An 18,140-nucleotide genomic window follows, 5' to 3' on the forward strand; every position below is an offset into this window, starting at 1 on the left:
GAAACTGCAGATAAAAAGAACCCCAGTTAGAAGAACTGGGGTTGGTACTTGCAAACATCACGTCATTTGAGCTGGCGTGCTGCGCGGCAAAATCGGGGGGAATTCAGGCTACCCGGACGGCGCTCAACTGCGTCATGCTTTTCATGGCTTCAACCACATCACCATCAACGCAATAGCGACTGAATTCATCGGTTTCCGCTTCGGAGCACATGGAAACACCGGCTTTACGGTAGCGCATCGGCGAAGCGACTAAACGGCTGGCGGAGCTGTGGACTTCCTGCAATCCACTGTCGATGAATTTCTGGATGTTGCTCAAACGTACGCCCGCACCGGCCATAATAATTGGACCTGTGCTGTGTTCATTTAGTTCCCTTAATAATGCAATTCCTGCTTCGGCACTCTGCTGCTGACCAGACGTCAGGATCCGCGCGATGCCTAAATCAGCCAGCACCTCAAGTGAGCGTTTCGGGCTGTGGCATAAATCAAAGGCGCGATGGAAGGTGACGTCCATGCCGTCACACAGCTTCATAATCTGCTGCATACGAGCAATATCGACATGCGCATCTTCATCCAGCATGCCAATCACTAAGCCGGGAAAACCGAGTTCACGCATTAGCGCAACGTCCGATTTCATCGACTCAAACTCAAAGTGGGTGTAGCAAAAATCGCCGCCGCGCGGACGGACGATAGGATGTACCGGGATCGAAATTTCACGTCGTGCCGCTTCCAGCACGCCGGCTGAAGGCGTCAACCCACCTTCGCGCGGTGCACTGCACAGCTCCACGCGATCGGCACCGGACAGCTGCGCAGTCATTGCGCAGTCGATGCCGTAGCAACAAATTTCCAGTTTCGTCATACCATGCTCCTTCTCATGACTTCTGGCTCGGGATGAATGCTTCAGTTAGTCTACTTAATTGGACAGTTTACGTGGAACTCGCACTATGGCATTCGATTTTAATCAATGGATAGACCGTCGTCACAGCGATAGTTTGAAATGGCACAAATATGGTGATCGCGATGTGCTGCCGCTCTGGGTAGCGGACAGCGATTTCCGTTCGCCGCCGGGTGTGATTGAGGCCATTAAACAGCGCGCTGAGCACGGTGTATTTGGCTATGGTGCAACGCCAACCGGATTGATTGATATCACCCTTTCGCGTTTAGCGCAGCGCTACAACTGGCAGATTGAGCCGGACTGGATTGTGTTATTGCCCGGCGTAGTGTGTGGTTTGAATCTTTCGGTCCGCGCATTCACGGAGTCTGGCGAATCTACTGTTTCCCCGACGCCGATCTATCCGCCGTTTCGCGGTGCAGCGAAGCTGGCTGACCGCGCGCAGGTAAATTTACCGCTGCGTTTACAAAACGATCGCTGGGTGATGGTTCTGGATGATAGAGCGATGCAGGGCAATGAACGCCTGCTAATGCTGTGTAATCCGCAGAATCCGGGCGGCACGGTTTATCGTCGTGACGAGCTGGAAGCGCAACTGGCATTTGCGCAGCAGCATGATTTGATCGTCTGCTCCGATGAAATCCATTGCGATTTATTGCTGTCACCCGGCGCGCAGCACATTCCGTTTGCGGCCTTAAGTGAAGATGCCGCACAGCGCAGCATCACGCTGCTATCTCCGTCGAAAACTTTCAATATTGCTGGATTGGGTGCATCGCTGGCGATCATTCCCAATTCAGAGCTGCGAGCACGGTTCAAACGCGTACGTGAAGGCATTGTGCCTGGCGTGGATATTCTGGCGCTGGTGGCGGCCGAAGCGGCGTGGCGCGATGGCGATGCATGGCTGGCAGCGCAGCTGGATTATCTGCGCGCCAATCGCGACTGGCTGGTGGCGCAGGTCAATGCACTGCCCGAACTGCAGATGGCCGCGCCGGAAGCGACTTACCTCGGTTGGATCGACGCCAGCAAGCTGGATGTCGCCAGCCCAATGGATTACTTCGAGCAGCACGGTCTCGGTTTTTCACCGGGCCACGATTTTGGCGACGATAATTTCGTGCGCTTCAACTTTGGCTGTACGCGCGCCACGCTGGAACAAGCGGTCGCGCGTTTGCAAAAAGCGGTCGCGGCGCGCCGTTAAGCCTGCTCGCTGGCGACGATCTCTTCCAGTCGCCACGGATGAAACTTAATCGTGGTTTGCCCGTCCGTCACCGCCAGCGTCGGATTGGGCAAACGCTCGTTCTCGCCTTTGGGCGCGCTGGTTTTAAACGAGATGCCCGGCTGCGTCAGCGCATCATCTGAAAGCAGCGCCATCGCCCGCACACCCAGCGTTTCCGGTTCTCCACGCAGCACAATCTCCACGTGTTCCCAGCCTTCATGGCGATACAGCTTTTCGCCCGGCCACGGCAGTTCAATCACATCGATTTGCCAGCCCGCCAGGTTCAATGGCTGATGCAGTTTGAACAGGCAGATCGGGCGACCATTGATCATTGCCTCGGAAAACCGCGTGCCGATCTGCAATAAGCCCGCTTTCCAGCGTTCTGCTGTCGCAAACTGGTGGCAGCGTACCGCAACGTGATCGGCTTCATGTTCGGCCAGGTTAATGCCTAAACGTTCAGAAAAATTCACTAGCGACTGCTCAAAACGAGCCATGTCTTGTTTTAAATCATCCAATTCCATAGGAAAGTGGGTCTGCATCAAGCCTTACCTCTAATTCAGTTCAGGTTTACTAATCAATATGAAATTTGCTAGCCGTTGATTCCGCTTGACAAAATTGTCGGATTCATCCGATTTAGGCGTCAAAAAGGCTGAAAACTGCATAAATAGACCATTCATTTCGGATTTATCGCCTAATCAGGTCCAGCAGTTACTTTATGAAAATGACCTAACTATTTGTTATTAATCACAATAGTTAATACAATGAGATAACTCTTATTTAGGTTGCAAACAATTGCAGCTTGAAACCCTTTCTTATAAATTTGGGTTTCACAACTACAAGGAACGGCCTTATGTCTATGCTCATTGTTGTCGCGGTCCTGATTGCATTAATGGGATTTGCAATTTCCCGCCATTGGAAGGTGCGTGAAGACAAAAGCGTTAAAAATCCTCGTCGTCACCCACGGCGCCGTTAATCGGCGCTGAGGGCCCGATGTTGCCTGTCATCAGATACCGAATAGCTGACTCACTTTAACATTTCACGTATACTTCCCCTCTTATTTTTCGTCCCGCCGCGCAGTTGCGGGATGACGACATCGGCTCGCCGCCTACAGGCGGGCCTTTTCAGCATATGAAGGTAACGCGGTGAATATTCAGGCTCTTCTTTCCGACAAAGTCAGTCAGGCAATGATTGCGGCGGGTGCGCCTGCCGATTGCGAACCTCAGGTTCGTCAGTCTGCGAAGGTACAGTTCGGTGATTACCAGGCAAACGGTATGATGGCCGTGGCGAAAAAGCTCGGTCAGGCACCGCGACAACTGGCTGAGCAGGTGATTCAGCATCTGGATCTTAACGGCATCGCCAGCAAAGTCGAAATCGCCGGTCCCGGCTTTATCAATATCTTCCTCGATCGTGCATGGCTGGCCGCGCAAACCGCGCAGGCGCTGCAGCTGCCGCGCCTTGGCGTGAGCGCGGTTGCGCCGCAAACTATCGTGGTGGATTACTCCGCGCCTAACGTGGCGAAGCAGATGCACGTCGGTCACGTTCGCTCCACCATCATTGGTGATGCGGCAGTGCGTACGCTGGAGTTCCTCGGCCATAACGTGATCCGCGCCAACCACGTCGGCGACTGGGGCACGCAGTTCGGTATGCTGATTGCCTATCTGGAAAAACAGCAGAACGAACATCACGAAGAGATTGCGCTGGCTGACCTGGAAGCCTTCTACCGCGAAGCCAAAGTGACCTACGATGCCGACGAAGCCTTCGCCGAGCGCGCGCGTAATTACGTGGTGAAACTGCAGGGTGGCGACGAATATTGCCGCAACATGTGGAAGAAGCTGGTTGATATCACCATGAGCCAGAATCAGCAGGTGTATGACCGCCTGAACGTGACGCTGACGCGCAAAGATGTGATGGGTGAAAGCCTGTACAACGACATGCTGCCGGGCATCGTCGCCGATCTGCGCGAAAAAGGCCTGGCGGTGACCAGCGAAGGCGCCACAGTAGTTTTCCTTGATGAGTTCAAAAACAAGGAAGGCGAACCGATGGGCGTGATCATTCAGAAGAAAGATGGCGGCTATCTCTACACCACCACCGACATCGCCTGCGCCAAATACCGCTTCGAAACCCTGCATGCCGATCGCGTGCTCTATTACATCGATTCCCGTCAGCATCAGCACCTGCAGCAGGCGTGGACCATCGTGCGTAAAGCCGGTTACGTGCCGGAATCGGTACCGCTTGAACATCACGCCTTCGGCATGATGCTGGGTAAAGATGGTCGTCCATTTAAAACCCGCAGCGGCGGTACTATTCGCCTCGCCGATTTGCTGGATGAAGCGGTTGAACGCGCGCATGCGTTGGTCAGCGAGAAAAATCCAGAGATGTCCGCGCAGGAGCTGAAGGATCTGTCGGAAGTGGTTGGCATCGGCGCGGTGAAATACGCTGACCTGTCAAAAAGCCGCACCACCGATTACATCTTCGACTGGGACAACATGCTGGCCTTCGAAGGCAACACCGCGCCTTACATGCAATACGCCTACACGCGCGTGCTGTCGGTGTTCCGCAAAGCCGGCATTGATGCCGATAGCCTGAGCGGTGACATCGTGCTGACCGAAGAGCGTGAAGCGCAGTTGGCTACGCGTCTGCTGCAGTTCGAAGAAGTGATAACGCAGGTCGCGCGCGACGGTACGCCACATGTGATGTGTGCTTATCTGTACGATCTGGCCGGTCAGTTCTCTGGCTTCTACGAACACTGCCCTATTCTCTCCGCCGAGGACGAGAACATCCGTCAGAGCCGCCTGCAGCTGGCCGCGTTAACCGCGAAAACGCTGAAGCAAGGTCTGGATACGCTGGGCATTAAAACCGTCGAACGCATGTAATACTTCTGGCGGAGAGCGCCACAAACGGCTCTCCGCTTGCTTTCCCCCTTTTTTCTCCTCTGACAAAATTCTGCTCTTCAGCCCGCTCTGAATAGCGCTTCTGCCGTGCCCAATACCCGCCATTCCTCAGCCTCGATACGCCTTCTCATTTTTCCGACACAGCTCACCAAATAAACAAAACTCATACCTTCATAACCATTTTATGGCAGACAAACTCGCACGCCATCCCTAATTTGGTTATGGAAGCAAGAACACAAAAACATGCAACAAGCTGTTTTAACAGCTAAAAACTATAAAACTTATCCCCTGCAATCGGGTTAAAGTGATGCCCCCGGCCAATGTCAGGGCAGAATAAAATCTCAACCCGATAACGTTATTAATAAAAAAATCAGAGCGTATCCTATGAGCAATCACGACATTATCGATGTAAAAGGCTGGATCGACGCCCGCCCGATCACCGGATACCAGTGGCTGACCCTCAGCCTGTGTTTCATCATCATCATGTTTGATGGCTACGATGCGGCAGCGATGGGTTTCATTGCGCCCGCGTTGATTGAAGACTGGGGCATCAGCCATGCAGAAATGGGGCCGATTCTCGGTGCCGCGATGTTTGGCGTGGCGATTGGCGCGCTAATTGCCGGTCCGTGGTCCGACAAATTTGGCCGCAAACGCGTGCTGCTGCTGTCGATTGCCGTCTTCGCCTGCTTCAGCCTGATGAGCGCCTTCGCGCGCACGCCGCTGGAAATGGGTGTGTTACGTTTTCTCACCGGTCTCGGTCTCGGTGCGGTGATGCCCAACTGCGTCACGCTGGTGTCGGAATATATGCCGGAACGCCGTCGCAGCCTGATGATCACCGTGATGTACAGCGGGTTTAATATCGGTTCCGGATTGGGCGGATTCATTGCCGCCGGCATGCTGCCACACTTTGGCTGGCAAGCGGTGCTGGGTTTAGGGGGCTTGCTGCCGCTACTGATGTTGCCGCTGCTGCTGTGGCTGCTGCCGGAATCGGCGATGTATATGGTGGTGCGCAAAGTCAGTCGCGACAAGATTGCCGCCGTGCTCAAACGTTTGGGCGGCGAATTCTCCGCTGGCACCGCCTTTGTGCTCAATGCGCCAATCATCCCGAAAAAAGCGCAGGTGCTGCAGCTGTTCAGCCGCGGCTATGCAGGCGGCACGGTGGTGTTATGGCTCACCTACTTCATGGGGCTATTCGTCATCTACCTGCTTAACGGCTGGCTGCCAACCATCCTGCGTTCTGGCGGCGTAACGCTGGAGCGCGCGGCGATTGTGGCGGGCTTATTCCAGCTGGGCGGCACCTTTGGCGGCTTAATGGTTGGTGGGCTGATGGACCGTTTCAAAGCGAAATATGTTATCGCCCTGTTCTATCTGCTGGGCAGCTTCTGCCTGGTGTCGCAGGGCATCTGGAGCTTTGGCCCGAATGTGCTGGCGCTGCTGGTGTTCTTCGCCGGCGTCTGCATTAACGGTGCGCAAACCGGATTGCAGGCCTTCTCCCCGGCCTTTTATCCCACTGAAATGCGCGCCACCGGCGTGTGCTGGATGCACGGCATTGGTCGCAGCGGCGCCATTATCAGCTCGTCGCTGGGCGGCGTGCTGCTCGGCGTGTTCCCTGGGCAAACAGCCATTTTTATCGTTTTGTCGCTCCCGGCAGTTTTGGCGGCACTTTCCATCACCCGACATCACCCTGCACAGGTGGCCCGTCAGGTTAAAGGCATCGAGCTTAACGACCTGCCGTCCCTGTCGCGTACCCTCAATAATCGATGAAGTAGAGGTCAAAAAATTATGGCTAAAATCATAGGCGGTTTAGCGGTTTCGCATACTCCCACCATTGGCTTTGCGGTCGATCACAACAAGCAGCAGGAAGGCGCATGGGCCCCGATTTTCGATGGCTTTGCCCCGATGCAGCGCTGGCTGAAGGAGAAAAAACCGGATGTGCTGCTGTATGTGTTTAACGATCACGTCACCTCCTTCTTTTTTGATCACTACTCGGCGTTTGTGCTGGGCATTGATGACGAATATGCCGTTGCGGATGAAGGCGGCGGCCCGCGCGATCTGCCGCCGGTAAAAGGCCATGCGGCGCTGTCACAGCATATTGGTGCCAGCCTGATGGCGGATGAGTTCGATATGTCATTCTTCCAGGACAAAGCGCTGGATCACGGCCTGTTTTCGCCGCTGTCGGCGCTGGCACCGTGGCAAGGCGGCTGGCCGATGCAGGTGGTTCCGCTGGCGGTCGGCGTGTTGCAGTTCCCGATCCCGACGGCGCGTCGCTGCTATAAACTCGGCCAGGCGCTGAAGCGCGCGGTAGAAAGTTTCCCGGAGGATCTGAACGTTGCGGTGGTCGCGACCGGCGGCGTGTCACATCAGGTACACGGCGAGCGCTGCGGCTTCAACAATCCCGAATGGGATGCGCAGTTTATTGATTTGTTGATCAACGATCCCGAGCGCCTGACCGAAATCACCCTGGCGGAATACGCCACGCTCGGCGGCCTGGAAGGTGCGGAAGTGATTATGTGGCTGATCATGCGCGGTGCGCTGTCGGCCAACGTCGAGAAACTGCATCAGGATTACTATCTGCCTTCGATGACCGGGATCGCCACGCTGATCCTTGAAAATCAGTCACGCGAAGCGCCGGTCGATGTGCACCAGCGTCAGCGCGATAAGATCAACCTGCAGCTCAGCGGCGTGGAAAAACTGCCCGGCACCTATCCGTTCACCCAGGCGCGCAGCCTTAAAGCGCTGCGCATCAACCGCTTCCTGCACCGCATGATTCAGCCAGAATGGCGTAAGCGATTCCGCGAAGCTCCGCAGGCGCTGTATCAGGAGGCCGGGCTGAGCGCTGAAGAGCAAACGCTGATTACCCAGCTCGACTGGCGCGGCATGATCCATTACGGCGTCAGCTTCTTCCTGCTGGAAAAACTGGGTGCGGTAGTCGGCGTCTCTAACCTGCATATCTACTCAGCGATGCGCGGTGAAACGCTGGAACAGTTCCAGCAGACGCGCAATCAGCAGGTGCTCTATTCGGTGGCGGGGAAAGCAGACTGATGTTTACGCAACCGGTCATCGACTGCCATCACCACGTTTTTGATCCAGTAAACTTTCCCTGGGCACCCGAGAGCGCCTATAACCCGGACGGACACGAGCTGGCGACGCCGAATTACTATCGCGCAGTGATGCAGGCCTACAACATCCGCCACTCGCTGATTGTCGGCCCAACGTCGGGCTATAACACCGACAATCGCTGCCTGCTGGATACCATCAAGCGCGGCGAAGGACGCTTCAAGGGGATTGCCGTCACGCCGCGTGACGTGGAGAGCGACACGCTCGCCAGCCTGAAAGATCAAGGCATCGTCGGCATTGCGCTTAACGTGGCGATGCTGGGCACCGAGCCGTTTCTCCAGCTTGATGCCCTGATGGGCAGGCTGGCGGAGTTGGATCTCTTTGCCCAGATTCAGGTGCAAAACGATCAGCTACTGGCGCTGATGCCGCTGCTGTCACGCACCCGCACGCGTTTGCTGATCGATCACTCCGGTCGGCCTGACGTCAGCGCGGGCGTAGCACAACCAGCCTTTCAGGCGCTGCTGTCGCTGGCCGGCCAGCAGCGCACCAGCGTCAAGCTCTCCGGGCTGGCGAAATTCTCCCGGCAGCCCTATCCCTTCAGCGATGGACATCCCTATTTGCTGGCCTTGCTGGACGCATTCGGCGCGGAAAACTGCATGTGGGGATCGGACTGGCCTTTCCTGCGCGCCACTGAACGCATGGATATGGGCACGCAACTGCTGCTGATCGAACAGCTGATCCCCGATGAAAAGAGCCGCCGTCAGGTGCTTTGGCACACGCCACAGCGGCTCTTTGGTTTTACTGAATTACAGGAGTCACGATGAGAACCATCTATGTATTGAACGGCCCGAACCTCAATCTGCTGGGCACCCGCGAGCCAGAAACCTACGGCTCCGACACGCTGCAAAGCGTCGAAGCGCTGTGCCGCGCAACGGCGGAAGAGCTGGGCGTGACGATTGAGTTTCGCCAGACCAACCACGAAGGGGAAATGATTGAGTGGATTCAGCAGGCGCGTCTCGAAGCGCAGGCGCTGGTGATCAACCCGGCAGCGTGGACGCACACCTCGGTGGCGATCCGCGATGCGGTCACCGGCGTGGGGTTGCCGCTGTGGGAAGTGCACATCACCAACGTGCACAAGCGTGAGCCGTTCCGTCATCACTCCTATCTTTCCGACGTCGCACAAGGCGTGATCTGCGGCTACGGCATTCGCGGTTACCGCTATGCGTTGATGGAAGCGGCGCGCGCAGGTTGATTATTGGTCCTGCCCGCACACTTCACGCAGGCAGCGGATCAACGCATCCGCTGCCGGTGAGTGCAGACAGCCCGCCCGCACCGTCAGCCCGATAGCGCGATCGGTATCCGGCAAAGGCACCGGCAACACCACCAGCGCGCCGGACGCCAGTTCCACTTCCAGCTGGTGCGCGGAGACCGCCGCCAGCATATCCGACTGCATCAGCAAGCCGCGCACCAACGCCAGATCGCCGGTTTCCACCACCGGATCGGGTGCCGGAATGCCCATCGCCTGAAAACTGTTATTCAATAGATAACGCGCTGGCGTGGCCGAACGCGGCAGCACCCAACGCGCTGCGCGCAGATCTTCGGTAGAGAGCTCACGTCCCACCAGCGGATGATCGTGACGCGCCAGCAGCACCATACGTTCGGAGAACAGCGTCTCGCGCGTGACGTCCAGCGCATCTTCATCGCGGCGCAGCGCGCCAAAAATAAAATCGATATCGCCCGAGCGCATTTCCGAGGCCAGCACGCCAAAGGCGCTTTCACTGGTGACCACGCGTACGCCCGGATAACGCGCCGTCAGCATCACGATCGCCTGCGGCAGGATACGCGTGCGTCCCAGCGGCAATGCGCCCACGCGCACCGTTCCCTCGAGTATCCCGCTGCGGGCAGCGATATCGGCCGGAATGTGCCGCAATTCATTCAGCGCACGCCGCACGTTGGCTTCAATTTCACGTCCGGCCAGCGAAGGCATCATGCCGTGCGGCGTGCGCTCCAGCAGCGCGATGCCCGCGCCGTTTTCCAGCACGCGCAGCGCGGCGCTCACCGCCGGCTGGCTTAGTCCGAGACGTGCCGCCACCGTCTGCATATGCCGCGTCTGGCACAGCGTGATAAAAATTTGCAGCCGACGCACGTTAAACAGCCACAGCGGTTCCGCGTCGCTACGCTGCGCACCGCGTCCCTGCAATTTTGCCAGCCGCTGCGGCACCTGATGCAGCTCCTCAATCGCCCGCAGCGCGCGCGGCAGCACACATTTACCGAAGTCAGTCAGCATCATGCCACCGGCGTGACGTTCAAATAGCGTGACGCCTAAGGTGAGTTCCAGGTCGCGAATAGCGCGGGTAATGGCCGACTGGGTGCGAAATAATTCATCCGCTGCCCGTGAGACACTGCCTTGTGCTACCACCTGACTAAATGCCCTGATTTGCATCAGATTTGTCAGCTCCTGCGTGCCCTTTTCCGCCATCTTTCCCTGCCTGTTTTCACCACCGTTCGATGTCGCAATATAAATAAAACGCATACCCGCTGCAATGAAATGAATTATCGCCGCCAGGTGGGCAGTGACAGCATGGAAAAAAACAGCGGAGGAGTATGCCATGACTAACAACACCCCAAAAAAAACCGCGCTGGTGGTCAGCGCTCACTCAGCAGATTTCGTCTGGCGCGCCGGCGGTGCCATCGCGCTGCACCATGCGCAGGGCTATGACGTTCACGTTGTCTGCCTCTCATTTGGTGAGCGCGGCGAATCGGCCAAGCTGTGGCGCAAGGGGGAGATGAGCGAGGCCAAAGTCAAAGCCGCCCGCCGCAGCGAGGCGCAGGCCGCCGCAGACATCCTCGGTGCCAGCATTGAATTTTTTGATCTCGGCGATTATCCGCTGCGTGCCGATAAAGAAACCCTGTTCCGCCTGGCGGACGTTTATCGCCGGGTGCAGCCGCAGTTTGTTCTGACCCATTCCTTGCAGGATCCCTACAACTACGATCACCCGCTGGCCACGCATCTGGCGCAGGAGGCGCGCATTATCGCCCAGGCCGAAGGCTACCGTCCGGGCGAAAAAATCGTCGGTGCGCCGCCGGTGTACTGCTTCGAACCGCACCAGCCTGAACAGTGCAACTGGAAGCCGGATGTGCTGCTGGATATCACCTCAGTGTGGGACAAAAAATATCAGGCGATTCAGTGCATGGCCGGGCAGGAACATCTGTGGGAATACTACACGCGCGTAGCGCAGCAGCGCGGCGTGCAGGCCAAGCGTAACGTCGGCATTACCACCAGCCGCGACATCATTTATGGCGAAGGTTATCAGAGCATCTTCCCGCGCGTAACGGAGGATCTGGCATGAGCATCATCGCGAAAAAAGGCGTCGCGGTGCGCCACATCCCGCGTGCGGCAGCCACCGATATCGACGCGCTGGCGCGCTTTGGCGTCGCCACTGTGCATGAAGCGCAGGGGCGTAAAGGTTTGCTCGATCCTGCCATTCGCCCGATTCAGCAGGATTGTGCTATTGCGGGCAGCGCGGTCACCGTGCTGGTCGCACCCGGCGATAACTGGATGTTTCACGTCGCGGTGGAGCTCTGCCAGCCGGGCGATGTGCTGGTGGTCGCGCCGACCTCGCCGTGCAGCGACGGCTTCTTCGGCGATCTGCTGGCGACCTCGCTGCAGGCGCGCGGCGTGCGCGGGCTGGTGGCGGATGTCGGTGTGCGCGATAGCCGCACGTTGCGTGAGATGGGCTTTGCCGTCTGGTCGCGTGCGGTATATGCGCAGGGCACGGTGAAAGAGACGCTCGGCTCGGTGAATGTGCCGCTGGTGTGTGCCGGGCAGCTGATCTGGCCGGGTGACGTTATCGTCGCCGATGACGACGGCGTGGTGGTGGTGGCACGCGATGAAGCCGCCAGCGTGGCGGCCAAAGCGCGTCAGCGTGAAGAGCTGGAAGAGAGCAAACGCCTGCGTTTAGCGGCCGGTGAGCTGGGCCTGGATATCTATCAGATGCGCCCGCGCCTGGCGGAAAAAGGACTGCGCTATCTCGACACGCTCGATCAACTGGAGGAGTAAACCATGCGCCAGCGTCGCATTCCCTGCTTACTGATGCGCGGCGGCACCTCCAAAGCCGCCTGCTTTCTGGCACAGGATCTGCCAGCCGAACCGGCGGCCCGCGATCGGGTACTGCTGGCGGTAATGGGATCGCCCGATATCCGTCAAATTGACGGCCTCGGCGGGGCCGATCCGCTCACCAGCAAAGTGGCGATCGTCAGCGCTTCGCGGCGGGACGATGCCGATGTCGATTACCTGTTTGCCCAGGTCAACGTCGATCAAGCCCGCGTCGATTACGGGCAAAACTGCGGCAATATCCTCGCCGCCGTCGGGCCTTTCGCCGTCGAACGCGGGCTGGTCAAGGCAGGCAGCGAACGCACCCGTGTGCGCATTTTCATGCAGAACACCGGGCAGATTGCCGAGGCGGCGTTCGCCACGCCCGACGGTGAAGTCGACTATGACGGCGACTTACGCATTGATGGCGTACCGGGCAGCGCAAGCGAGATCGCCCTCACCTTCAAAGACATTGCCGGTTCGAGCTGTGGCGCGCTGCTGCCAACCGGTCAGCCGCGCGATCGTTTTGATGGCATCGACGTCACCTGCATCGACAACGGCATGCCGGTGATCCTGGTGCGTGCAGCGGATGTCAATCGCAGCGGCTATGAAAGCCGCGACGCGTTGGATAACGACAGCGAGCTCAAGCAGCGGCTGGAGTCGATCCGCCTGCAGGCCGGGCCGCGGATGAATTTAGGGGATGTCAGCCAGCGAACAGTGCCCAAAGTCACGCTGCTGGCTGAAGCGCGTCACGGTGGCGCCATCAGCTCACGCACCTTTATTCCGCACCGCTGCCATGCCTCGATTGGTGTGCTTGGCGCGGTGAGTGTCGCCAGCGCCTGCCTGATCCCCGGCAGCGTCGCCGACGGACTGGCACGCACCAGCCAGAAACCTCAACAGCGCCTGAGCGTGGAACATCCCAGCGGAGAATTCAGCGTGCTGCTGCAGCGCGAAGGCGATAACCCGCTGGCGGGCTGCGGTCTGTTGCGCACTGCGCGTGCCATTTTCGCCGGTGAAGTCATGATTCCGGCGGCGGTCTGGCCCTTCAGCAAGGAGTAATTGATGAACATCACCTTTATCGGTTTTGGCGAAGCGGGCGGCATTCTCGCCCATGATTTACAGACGCAGGGCAATGCGGTGACGGTATGGGATCGCAAAGCCCTCGCGGCAGAAACCCTGCCCGCGCTGCAGCAAAAAGCGCAGCAGAGCGGCGTGCGGCTGGCCGCTTCGCTGGCGGATGCATTGCAGGACGCCGCGCTGGTGTTCTCCACCGTTACCGCGTCGCAGGCCCTCAACGTGGCGCAGCAGGCGGCAGCGCGGTTACAGGCCGGGCAGCACTTTCTCGATCTCAACTCGGTGGCACCGCACACCAAACGCGCCGCGGCTGAAGTGATTCACGCTGCGGGGGCCAGCTATATCGACGTGGCGGTGATGGCGCCGGTGCCGCCCCAGCGGCTGGCGACGCCGCTGCTGATTGGCGGCGCTCAGGCTGCACAGGTACAGCCGCTGCTGCAACAGCTGGGTCTCCACAGCCGCCTGTTGGGTGGCGAAGTGGGTGAAGCTTCAGCGATTAAGATGTGCCGCAGCGTGATGATCAAAGGCCTCGAAGCGCTGACCACCGAATGCCTGAGCGCGGCGCGCCAGTATGGCGTAGAGCAAGCGGTACTCGACTCGCTGCACGCCAGTTTCCCGTCGCTGGGCTGGGACGATCAGCTGCCGCACTACCTGATTAGCCGCGTGGCAGAGCACGGCCAGCGACGCGCTGAAGAGATGCAGGAAGTGGTGAAAACGCTGCAGGACGTCAAGGTACCTGCCGCCATGAGCGCAGCGATTGTTGCCACGCAGCAAGGGCTGATTGATGCGTTAAACGCCCGCTCCCTGCGCTATCAACAACTGACGCCGTTCGTCTGGCAACAGACGCTGGATAAGATCTATCCACCTCAATGAGTTATACGCATAGAGGTATGCGTTTTGTTTATCGGCAATTGTTTACATTTTTGCAACAGCGTAGCGTAAGCGAGACGAGAAGCACGTTTTAAAACAATAAATATCGGAAGCAAAACATGAAGATTAGAGCATCTGTCGCCCTTTCCCTGCTGCTGGCAGCGGGTATTGCCCAGGCCAGCGCCCCCGCGCTGGACGCCAGCCACACCAACCAGGTGATGACCAGTGTCAAAAACAGCATCAGCGCGCAGCACAGCACCGGCTGTGTAGCGGTGGTTGATGCCAGCGGTACGCTACTGGCCTTCCAGCGCCTTGACGGCGCATCGCCGGGCTGCGTCGATGCCGCCATTGGTAAAGCGCGCACCTCGGCGCTGTATCACGCCCCTTCCCTGAAATTTATGCAGCGTCTGCAGAGTGGCGAAACCACGGTTCTCGCCATCCCGCACGCTGTGGCGCTCGGCGGCGGTTTCCCGCTCACGCTGCAAAATGAAGTGGTCGGCGCCGTCGGCGTCAGCACCCCCAAACAGGATCTGGATAACCAGGCTTCAGAGGCTGCCGCTCAGGCGCTGAAATAACTTTCGGGAATTTCCATGATGACTCTTTCACGCCGCCGGTTGCTGACCGGCACGGCGGGCCTGTTGGTGGCTGGCGTCCTGACGCAGGCGCTACCCGGAAGCCTGGCTTTCGCCTCGCCACCGCTGGCCGCCGCAGTGGCACCGTCCGCCAGTTTTACTGCGATTTCCGTCCGATTAACCGGACTGGACCAGCCGGATGCCTTGCTGGCGCAGCGCCTCTACAGCTGGCTGCACGCACATTTTCCGCAGCTGGATAGCCAGCTCGATACGCTCAGCGCGCTGCTGGAGCAGCAACCCGCCGCCAACGGCAGCAGCCTGCTGGCGCTGCTGAGTAGCCAGCCCAAAGCCCTTAACGATCTTTATCAGGCGCTGGTTTCCGGCTGGTATCTCGGCGTCGTCGGACCGCTGCCGCGTCCGCAATGTATCGCCTTTGAAAATATCGTCAGCTATCAGCTGGTGCGTGATTCCCTGTTACCACCGAGCTACGCGCCGGGGCAACCTAACTTCTGGACGCAGCCGCCTGCAAGGAGAGCACATGTCTGATTCATTAAGCGCCGACGTGGTGGTGATTGGCGCCGGCATTGCCGGTTCACTGGCGGCGCTGAAGATGGCCAAAGCGGGCGCGTCGGTATTGATGCTGGAGTCCGGCCCGGAGATTAAGCGCGATCAGGCGGTGGAGTATTTTCGCAATTCGCCGTTTAAGGGCGATTTCACCGAGCCGTATCCGCCGCAGCCGTGGGCACCGCAGCCAAAATTCATACCCAGCGATAACAATTACCTGATCCAGAAAGGCCCGGATCCCTATCGCGCCCAATATCTGCGCGGTACCGGCGGCACCACATGGCACTGGGCTGGACAAGCGTTCCGCCTGTTGCCGAACGATATGCGCATTCAGTCGCTGTACGGCGTTGGCCGCGACTGGCCCATCAGCTATGACGAGCTGGAACCCTATTACTGCGACGCGGAATACCAGATGGGCGTATCTGGCGACAGCGATCTGGCTTCGCCGCGTTCGCGCCCTTACCCGCTGCCGGGCATTCCGCTGCCGTACGGCTTCGATCGTCTGAAGCAGCGACTCGGTCCGCTGGGTTATGAGGTGGGCATTGGTCCGCAGGCGCGTAACAGCATCGCCTATGACGGTCGCCCAGCCTGCTGCGGCAACAATAACTGCATGCCGGTTTGTCCGATTGATGCGCAGTATCACGGCGGCATTGCCGCACGTAAGGCGCTGGATGCCGGTGTCAAAATCGTCACCAATGCGGTGGTGTTCCGCATTGAGGCTGACGACAAAGGCACCATTCAGGCGGTGCACTATCTCGATCAGAATAAAGTGCCTCATCGCGTGACCGGCAAACAGTTTGTCCTGACCGCCAACGGCATTGAAAGCCCGAAAATCCTGCTGCTCTCCACCAGCGATCGCTACCCGAACGGCATCGCCAACAGCTCCGGCATGGTGGGCCGCAACCTGATGGATCATCCGGGATCGTCAGTGGAGTTCTACGCCGATGAGCCGGTGTGGTTTGGCCGTGGGCCAATGCGTCCCGGCAGCATCAACAATATGCGCGACGGCGATTTCCGTGGTGAACGTTCGGCGCTGCGTATCGACCTCGCAAACACCTCGCCGGTGCGTTATCTCACCGAACGTCTGGTACGTCAGGGCTATTATGGCAAGGCGCTTAACGACAAGCTGGCCTTCCAGGCTGAGCGTTTTGTTCAGCTCAAGTGTTTGCTGGAGATGCTGCCGGAGCCGCAGAACCGCGTCACGCTGAGTAAAACCGAGAAGGATGCCTGGGGCATTCCCCGTCTCGAGGTTTACTACCGCTTCCCGGACTACGTGCATCGCGGCTACGACCACTCGATGATCGACTTCCAGCGCATGGTGAAAGAGATGGGCGGCACCGAGGCGGTTTACAGCAAGCGCGGCGTTTACGACAACAACCAGCACATCACCGGTACCATGATCATGGGCAGCAATCCACAGGATTCGGTGGTGGATGGTCACTGCCGCACCCACGATCACCCGAACCTGTTTATCGCCGGCACCGGCATTATGCCGTCGGCCTCGACGGTCAACTCAACGCTGACCGGAACCGCGCTGGCGCTGCGTATGGCCGATAGCGTTCTGGCAAGCTTGTAAGGAGCACCCGATGAAACCTGTATTGATTCAGGCCGCTATCGCGGTGGTCCTGATGCAGTGCGCCGTGGCGCAGGCGGCAGACAATGCCGCTCAGATTAAGCGCGGCGAATATCTGGCGCGCGCCGGTGACTGTACCGCCTGTCATACCGCCACCAACGGCCCGCTGTTTGGCGGCGGCTTTGCGGTCAGTACGCCTTTCGGCCAAATCTGGGGCAGCAATATCTCCTCCGATAAGCAGTATGGTATCGGCAGCTGGAGTGACGATCAGTTCGTTGCTGCGGTGCGCGACGGCATTGGCAAAAATGGCGAGCAGCTCTATCCGGCGATGCCGTATGACTCCTTTACCAAAATGAAGCGCGACGATGTGCTGGCAATCAAAGCCTATCTCATGTCGATGCCGCCGGTGCATCAGGCTTCACCGCAAACCGACCTGCCGTTCCCATTCAACCAACGCTGGGGCATGCGCTTCTGGAAGTGGTTTAACTTCGATAAAGGCGAATTGCAGAACGATACGCAGCAGAGCGCGCAGTGGAATAACGGCCGCTATCTGGTTGAAGCGCTGGCGCACTGCGGCACCTGCCATACGCCGCGTAATCTGACCATGGGCATGGACAACGATAAAGCATTGGCCGGCGGCGATCTCGGCGGCTGGATGGCGTACAACATCACACCCGATAAGCAGGCAGGCATCGGTGACTGGAGCCAGCAGCAGCTGGTGACCTACCTGAAAACCGGCTTTGTCGCCAACAAAGCCAGTGCCTCCGGGCCGATGGCCGAAGCGATCGAGCACAGCCTGCAATATCTGCCCGAAAGCGATCTGCAGGACATCGCCACCTATCTGCGCAGCGTTAAGCCACAGCCGGACGCACAGCAAACCCGGGCGCGCGACAGCTGGGGACAACCTTCCACCGCGCTGATTGCACTGCGCGGTGCCGATGAGGCGACCCGCCATGCTCAGCCCGGCGCGGTGGTATTTGCCGGTAACTGTGCCAGCTGTCACGGCGCGGAAGGTGCGGGATCGGGCAGCGGTTTCCATGCCTATCCGTCACTGTTCCATCACACCAGCACCGGCGCGGCAGATGCGCTGAACGTGGTATCGGTGGTCCTCAACGGTGTGCATCGCCATATGCGCGAGGGCGAAGTGTTTATGCCGCCTTTTGCGCCTGAACTGAGTGACCAGCAGGTGGCGGATGTCAGTAACTTTGTTACCCAGCAGTTTGGTAATCCGGCAGCGGCCAAAGTGGATGCGAAGCAGGTGAAAGGGTTAAGAGAGGATGCAAAACTGGCTTCACCCCCAATTTACGGTCAGGGAGATAAGCCTTAATCCATGCACTCGGCGGCGCA

At 58.5% G+C, this 18,140-nt stretch carries 18 protein-coding genes; 15 read left to right on the top strand and 3 right to left on the bottom strand.

Translation table 11 applies throughout. The features are described from left to right. Positions 1-103: 103 nt before the first annotated feature. Positions 104-856, bottom strand: coding sequence for a copper homeostasis protein CutC (gene cutC, locus K5Y32_RS07575; protein WP_101764150.1), 753 nt, complete (start codon positions 854-856; stop codon positions 104-106). Positions 857-941: 85 nt separating this feature from the next. On the opposite strand from cutC, the gene K5Y32_RS07580 reads away from it, so the two are divergent. Further along, a complete protein-coding gene (locus K5Y32_RS07580; RefSeq protein ID WP_222182547.1) occupies positions 942-2,081 on the top strand; it encodes a MalY/PatB family protein in 1,140 nt (379 codons plus the stop codon). Here the strand turns inward: K5Y32_RS07580 and K5Y32_RS07585 are convergent. Beyond that, positions 2,078-2,638, bottom strand: a complete 561-nt coding sequence (locus tag K5Y32_RS07585; RefSeq protein ID WP_222182549.1) for a VOC family protein — start codon at positions 2,636-2,638, stop codon at positions 2,078-2,080. The genes K5Y32_RS07580 and K5Y32_RS07585 overlap by 4 nt on opposite strands. 311 nt (positions 2,639-2,949) lie before the next feature. Here K5Y32_RS07585 and K5Y32_RS24855 point away from each other — a divergent pair, with 311 nt between their 5' ends. The 6 genes from K5Y32_RS24855 (at position 2,950) to aroQ (ending at position 9,299) form a co-directional block, all read left to right on the top strand. Next, positions 2,950-3,072: a hypothetical protein gene (locus K5Y32_RS24855; protein ID WP_007889544.1), complete on the top strand. Its 123-nt coding sequence runs from the start codon at positions 2,950-2,952 to the stop codon at positions 3,070-3,072. A gap of 169 nt (positions 3,073-3,241) precedes the next feature. After that, the gene (argS, locus tag K5Y32_RS07590; RefSeq protein ID WP_222182551.1) at positions 3,242-4,972 is read left to right on the top strand and encodes an arginine--tRNA ligase; all 1,731 of its coding nucleotides are present in this window, start codon (positions 3,242-3,244) and stop codon (positions 4,970-4,972) included. A gap of 402 nt (positions 4,973-5,374) precedes the next feature. Continuing rightward, positions 5,375-6,754 (top strand): aromatic acid/H+ symport family MFS transporter, encoded by a 1,380-nt coding sequence (locus tag K5Y32_RS07595; RefSeq protein WP_222182553.1) that lies wholly within the window; start codon positions 5,375-5,377, stop codon positions 6,752-6,754. Between the two features lie 18 nt (positions 6,755-6,772). After that, positions 6,773-8,032, top strand: a complete 1,260-nt coding sequence (locus tag K5Y32_RS07600) for a gallate dioxygenase (protein ID WP_222182555.1) — start codon at positions 6,773-6,775, stop codon at positions 8,030-8,032. After that, positions 8,032-8,871, top strand: a complete 840-nt coding sequence (locus K5Y32_RS07605; protein ID WP_222182557.1) for an amidohydrolase — start codon at positions 8,032-8,034, stop codon at positions 8,869-8,871. The genes K5Y32_RS07600 and K5Y32_RS07605 overlap by 1 nt, the downstream gene beginning before the upstream one ends. Next, positions 8,868-9,299 (top strand): type II 3-dehydroquinate dehydratase, encoded by a 432-nt coding sequence (gene aroQ, locus K5Y32_RS07610; protein WP_101764144.1) that lies wholly within the window; start codon positions 8,868-8,870, stop codon positions 9,297-9,299. Before K5Y32_RS07605 ends, aroQ begins: the two co-directional genes overlap by 4 nt. Here aroQ and K5Y32_RS07615 read toward each other — a convergent pair whose 3' ends face one another. After that, positions 9,300-10,526, bottom strand: a complete 1,227-nt coding sequence (locus tag K5Y32_RS07615; protein ID WP_222182559.1) for a LysR family transcriptional regulator — start codon at positions 10,524-10,526, stop codon at positions 9,300-9,302. 130 nt (positions 10,527-10,656) lie between these two features. Between K5Y32_RS07615 and galB the strand changes: the two genes are divergently transcribed. The 8 genes from galB (at position 10,657) to K5Y32_RS07655 (ending at position 18,120) form a co-directional block, all read left to right on the top strand. Then, positions 10,657-11,397 (top strand): 4-oxalmesaconate hydratase, encoded by a 741-nt coding sequence (gene galB, locus K5Y32_RS07620; protein ID WP_222182561.1) that lies wholly within the window; start codon positions 10,657-10,659, stop codon positions 11,395-11,397. Beyond that, the gene (locus K5Y32_RS07625; RefSeq protein ID WP_101764141.1) at positions 11,394-12,107 is read left to right on the top strand and encodes a 4-carboxy-4-hydroxy-2-oxoadipate aldolase/oxaloacetate decarboxylase; all 714 of its coding nucleotides are present in this window, start codon (positions 11,394-11,396) and stop codon (positions 12,105-12,107) included. Before galB ends, K5Y32_RS07625 begins: the two co-directional genes overlap by 4 nt. A gap of 3 nt (positions 12,108-12,110) precedes the next feature. Then, positions 12,111-13,199, top strand: a complete 1,089-nt coding sequence (locus K5Y32_RS07630; RefSeq protein ID WP_222182563.1) for a 4-oxalomesaconate tautomerase — start codon at positions 12,111-12,113, stop codon at positions 13,197-13,199. Positions 13,200-13,202: 3 nt separating this feature from the next. Beyond that, complete coding sequence (locus K5Y32_RS07635; protein ID WP_222182565.1) at positions 13,203-14,087, top strand: NAD(P)-dependent oxidoreductase; 885 nt, start codon at positions 13,203-13,205, stop codon at positions 14,085-14,087. Positions 14,088-14,203: 116 nt separating this feature from the next. Beyond that, positions 14,204-14,659: a heme-binding protein gene (locus K5Y32_RS07640; RefSeq protein ID WP_222182567.1), complete on the top strand. Its 456-nt coding sequence runs from the start codon at positions 14,204-14,206 to the stop codon at positions 14,657-14,659. 15 nt (positions 14,660-14,674) lie between these two features. After that, the gene (locus K5Y32_RS07645) at positions 14,675-15,202 is read left to right on the top strand and encodes a sugar dehydrogenase complex small subunit (RefSeq protein WP_222182569.1); all 528 of its coding nucleotides are present in this window, start codon (positions 14,675-14,677) and stop codon (positions 15,200-15,202) included. Then, the gene (locus K5Y32_RS07650) at positions 15,195-16,796 is read left to right on the top strand and encodes a GMC family oxidoreductase (RefSeq protein ID WP_222182571.1); all 1,602 of its coding nucleotides are present in this window, start codon (positions 15,195-15,197) and stop codon (positions 16,794-16,796) included. The genes K5Y32_RS07645 and K5Y32_RS07650 overlap by 8 nt, the downstream gene beginning before the upstream one ends. A gap of 10 nt (positions 16,797-16,806) precedes the next feature. Further along, positions 16,807-18,120, top strand: coding sequence for a cytochrome c (locus tag K5Y32_RS07655; RefSeq protein ID WP_222182573.1), 1,314 nt, complete (start codon positions 16,807-16,809; stop codon positions 18,118-18,120). Positions 18,121-18,140 lie beyond the last annotated feature (20 nt).

The sequence above is a fragment of the Pantoea sp. DY-15 genome (genome assembly GCF_019795935.1).
GTDB classification, from domain to species: Bacteria; Pseudomonadota; Gammaproteobacteria; order Enterobacterales; family Enterobacteriaceae; genus Pantoea; species Pantoea leporis.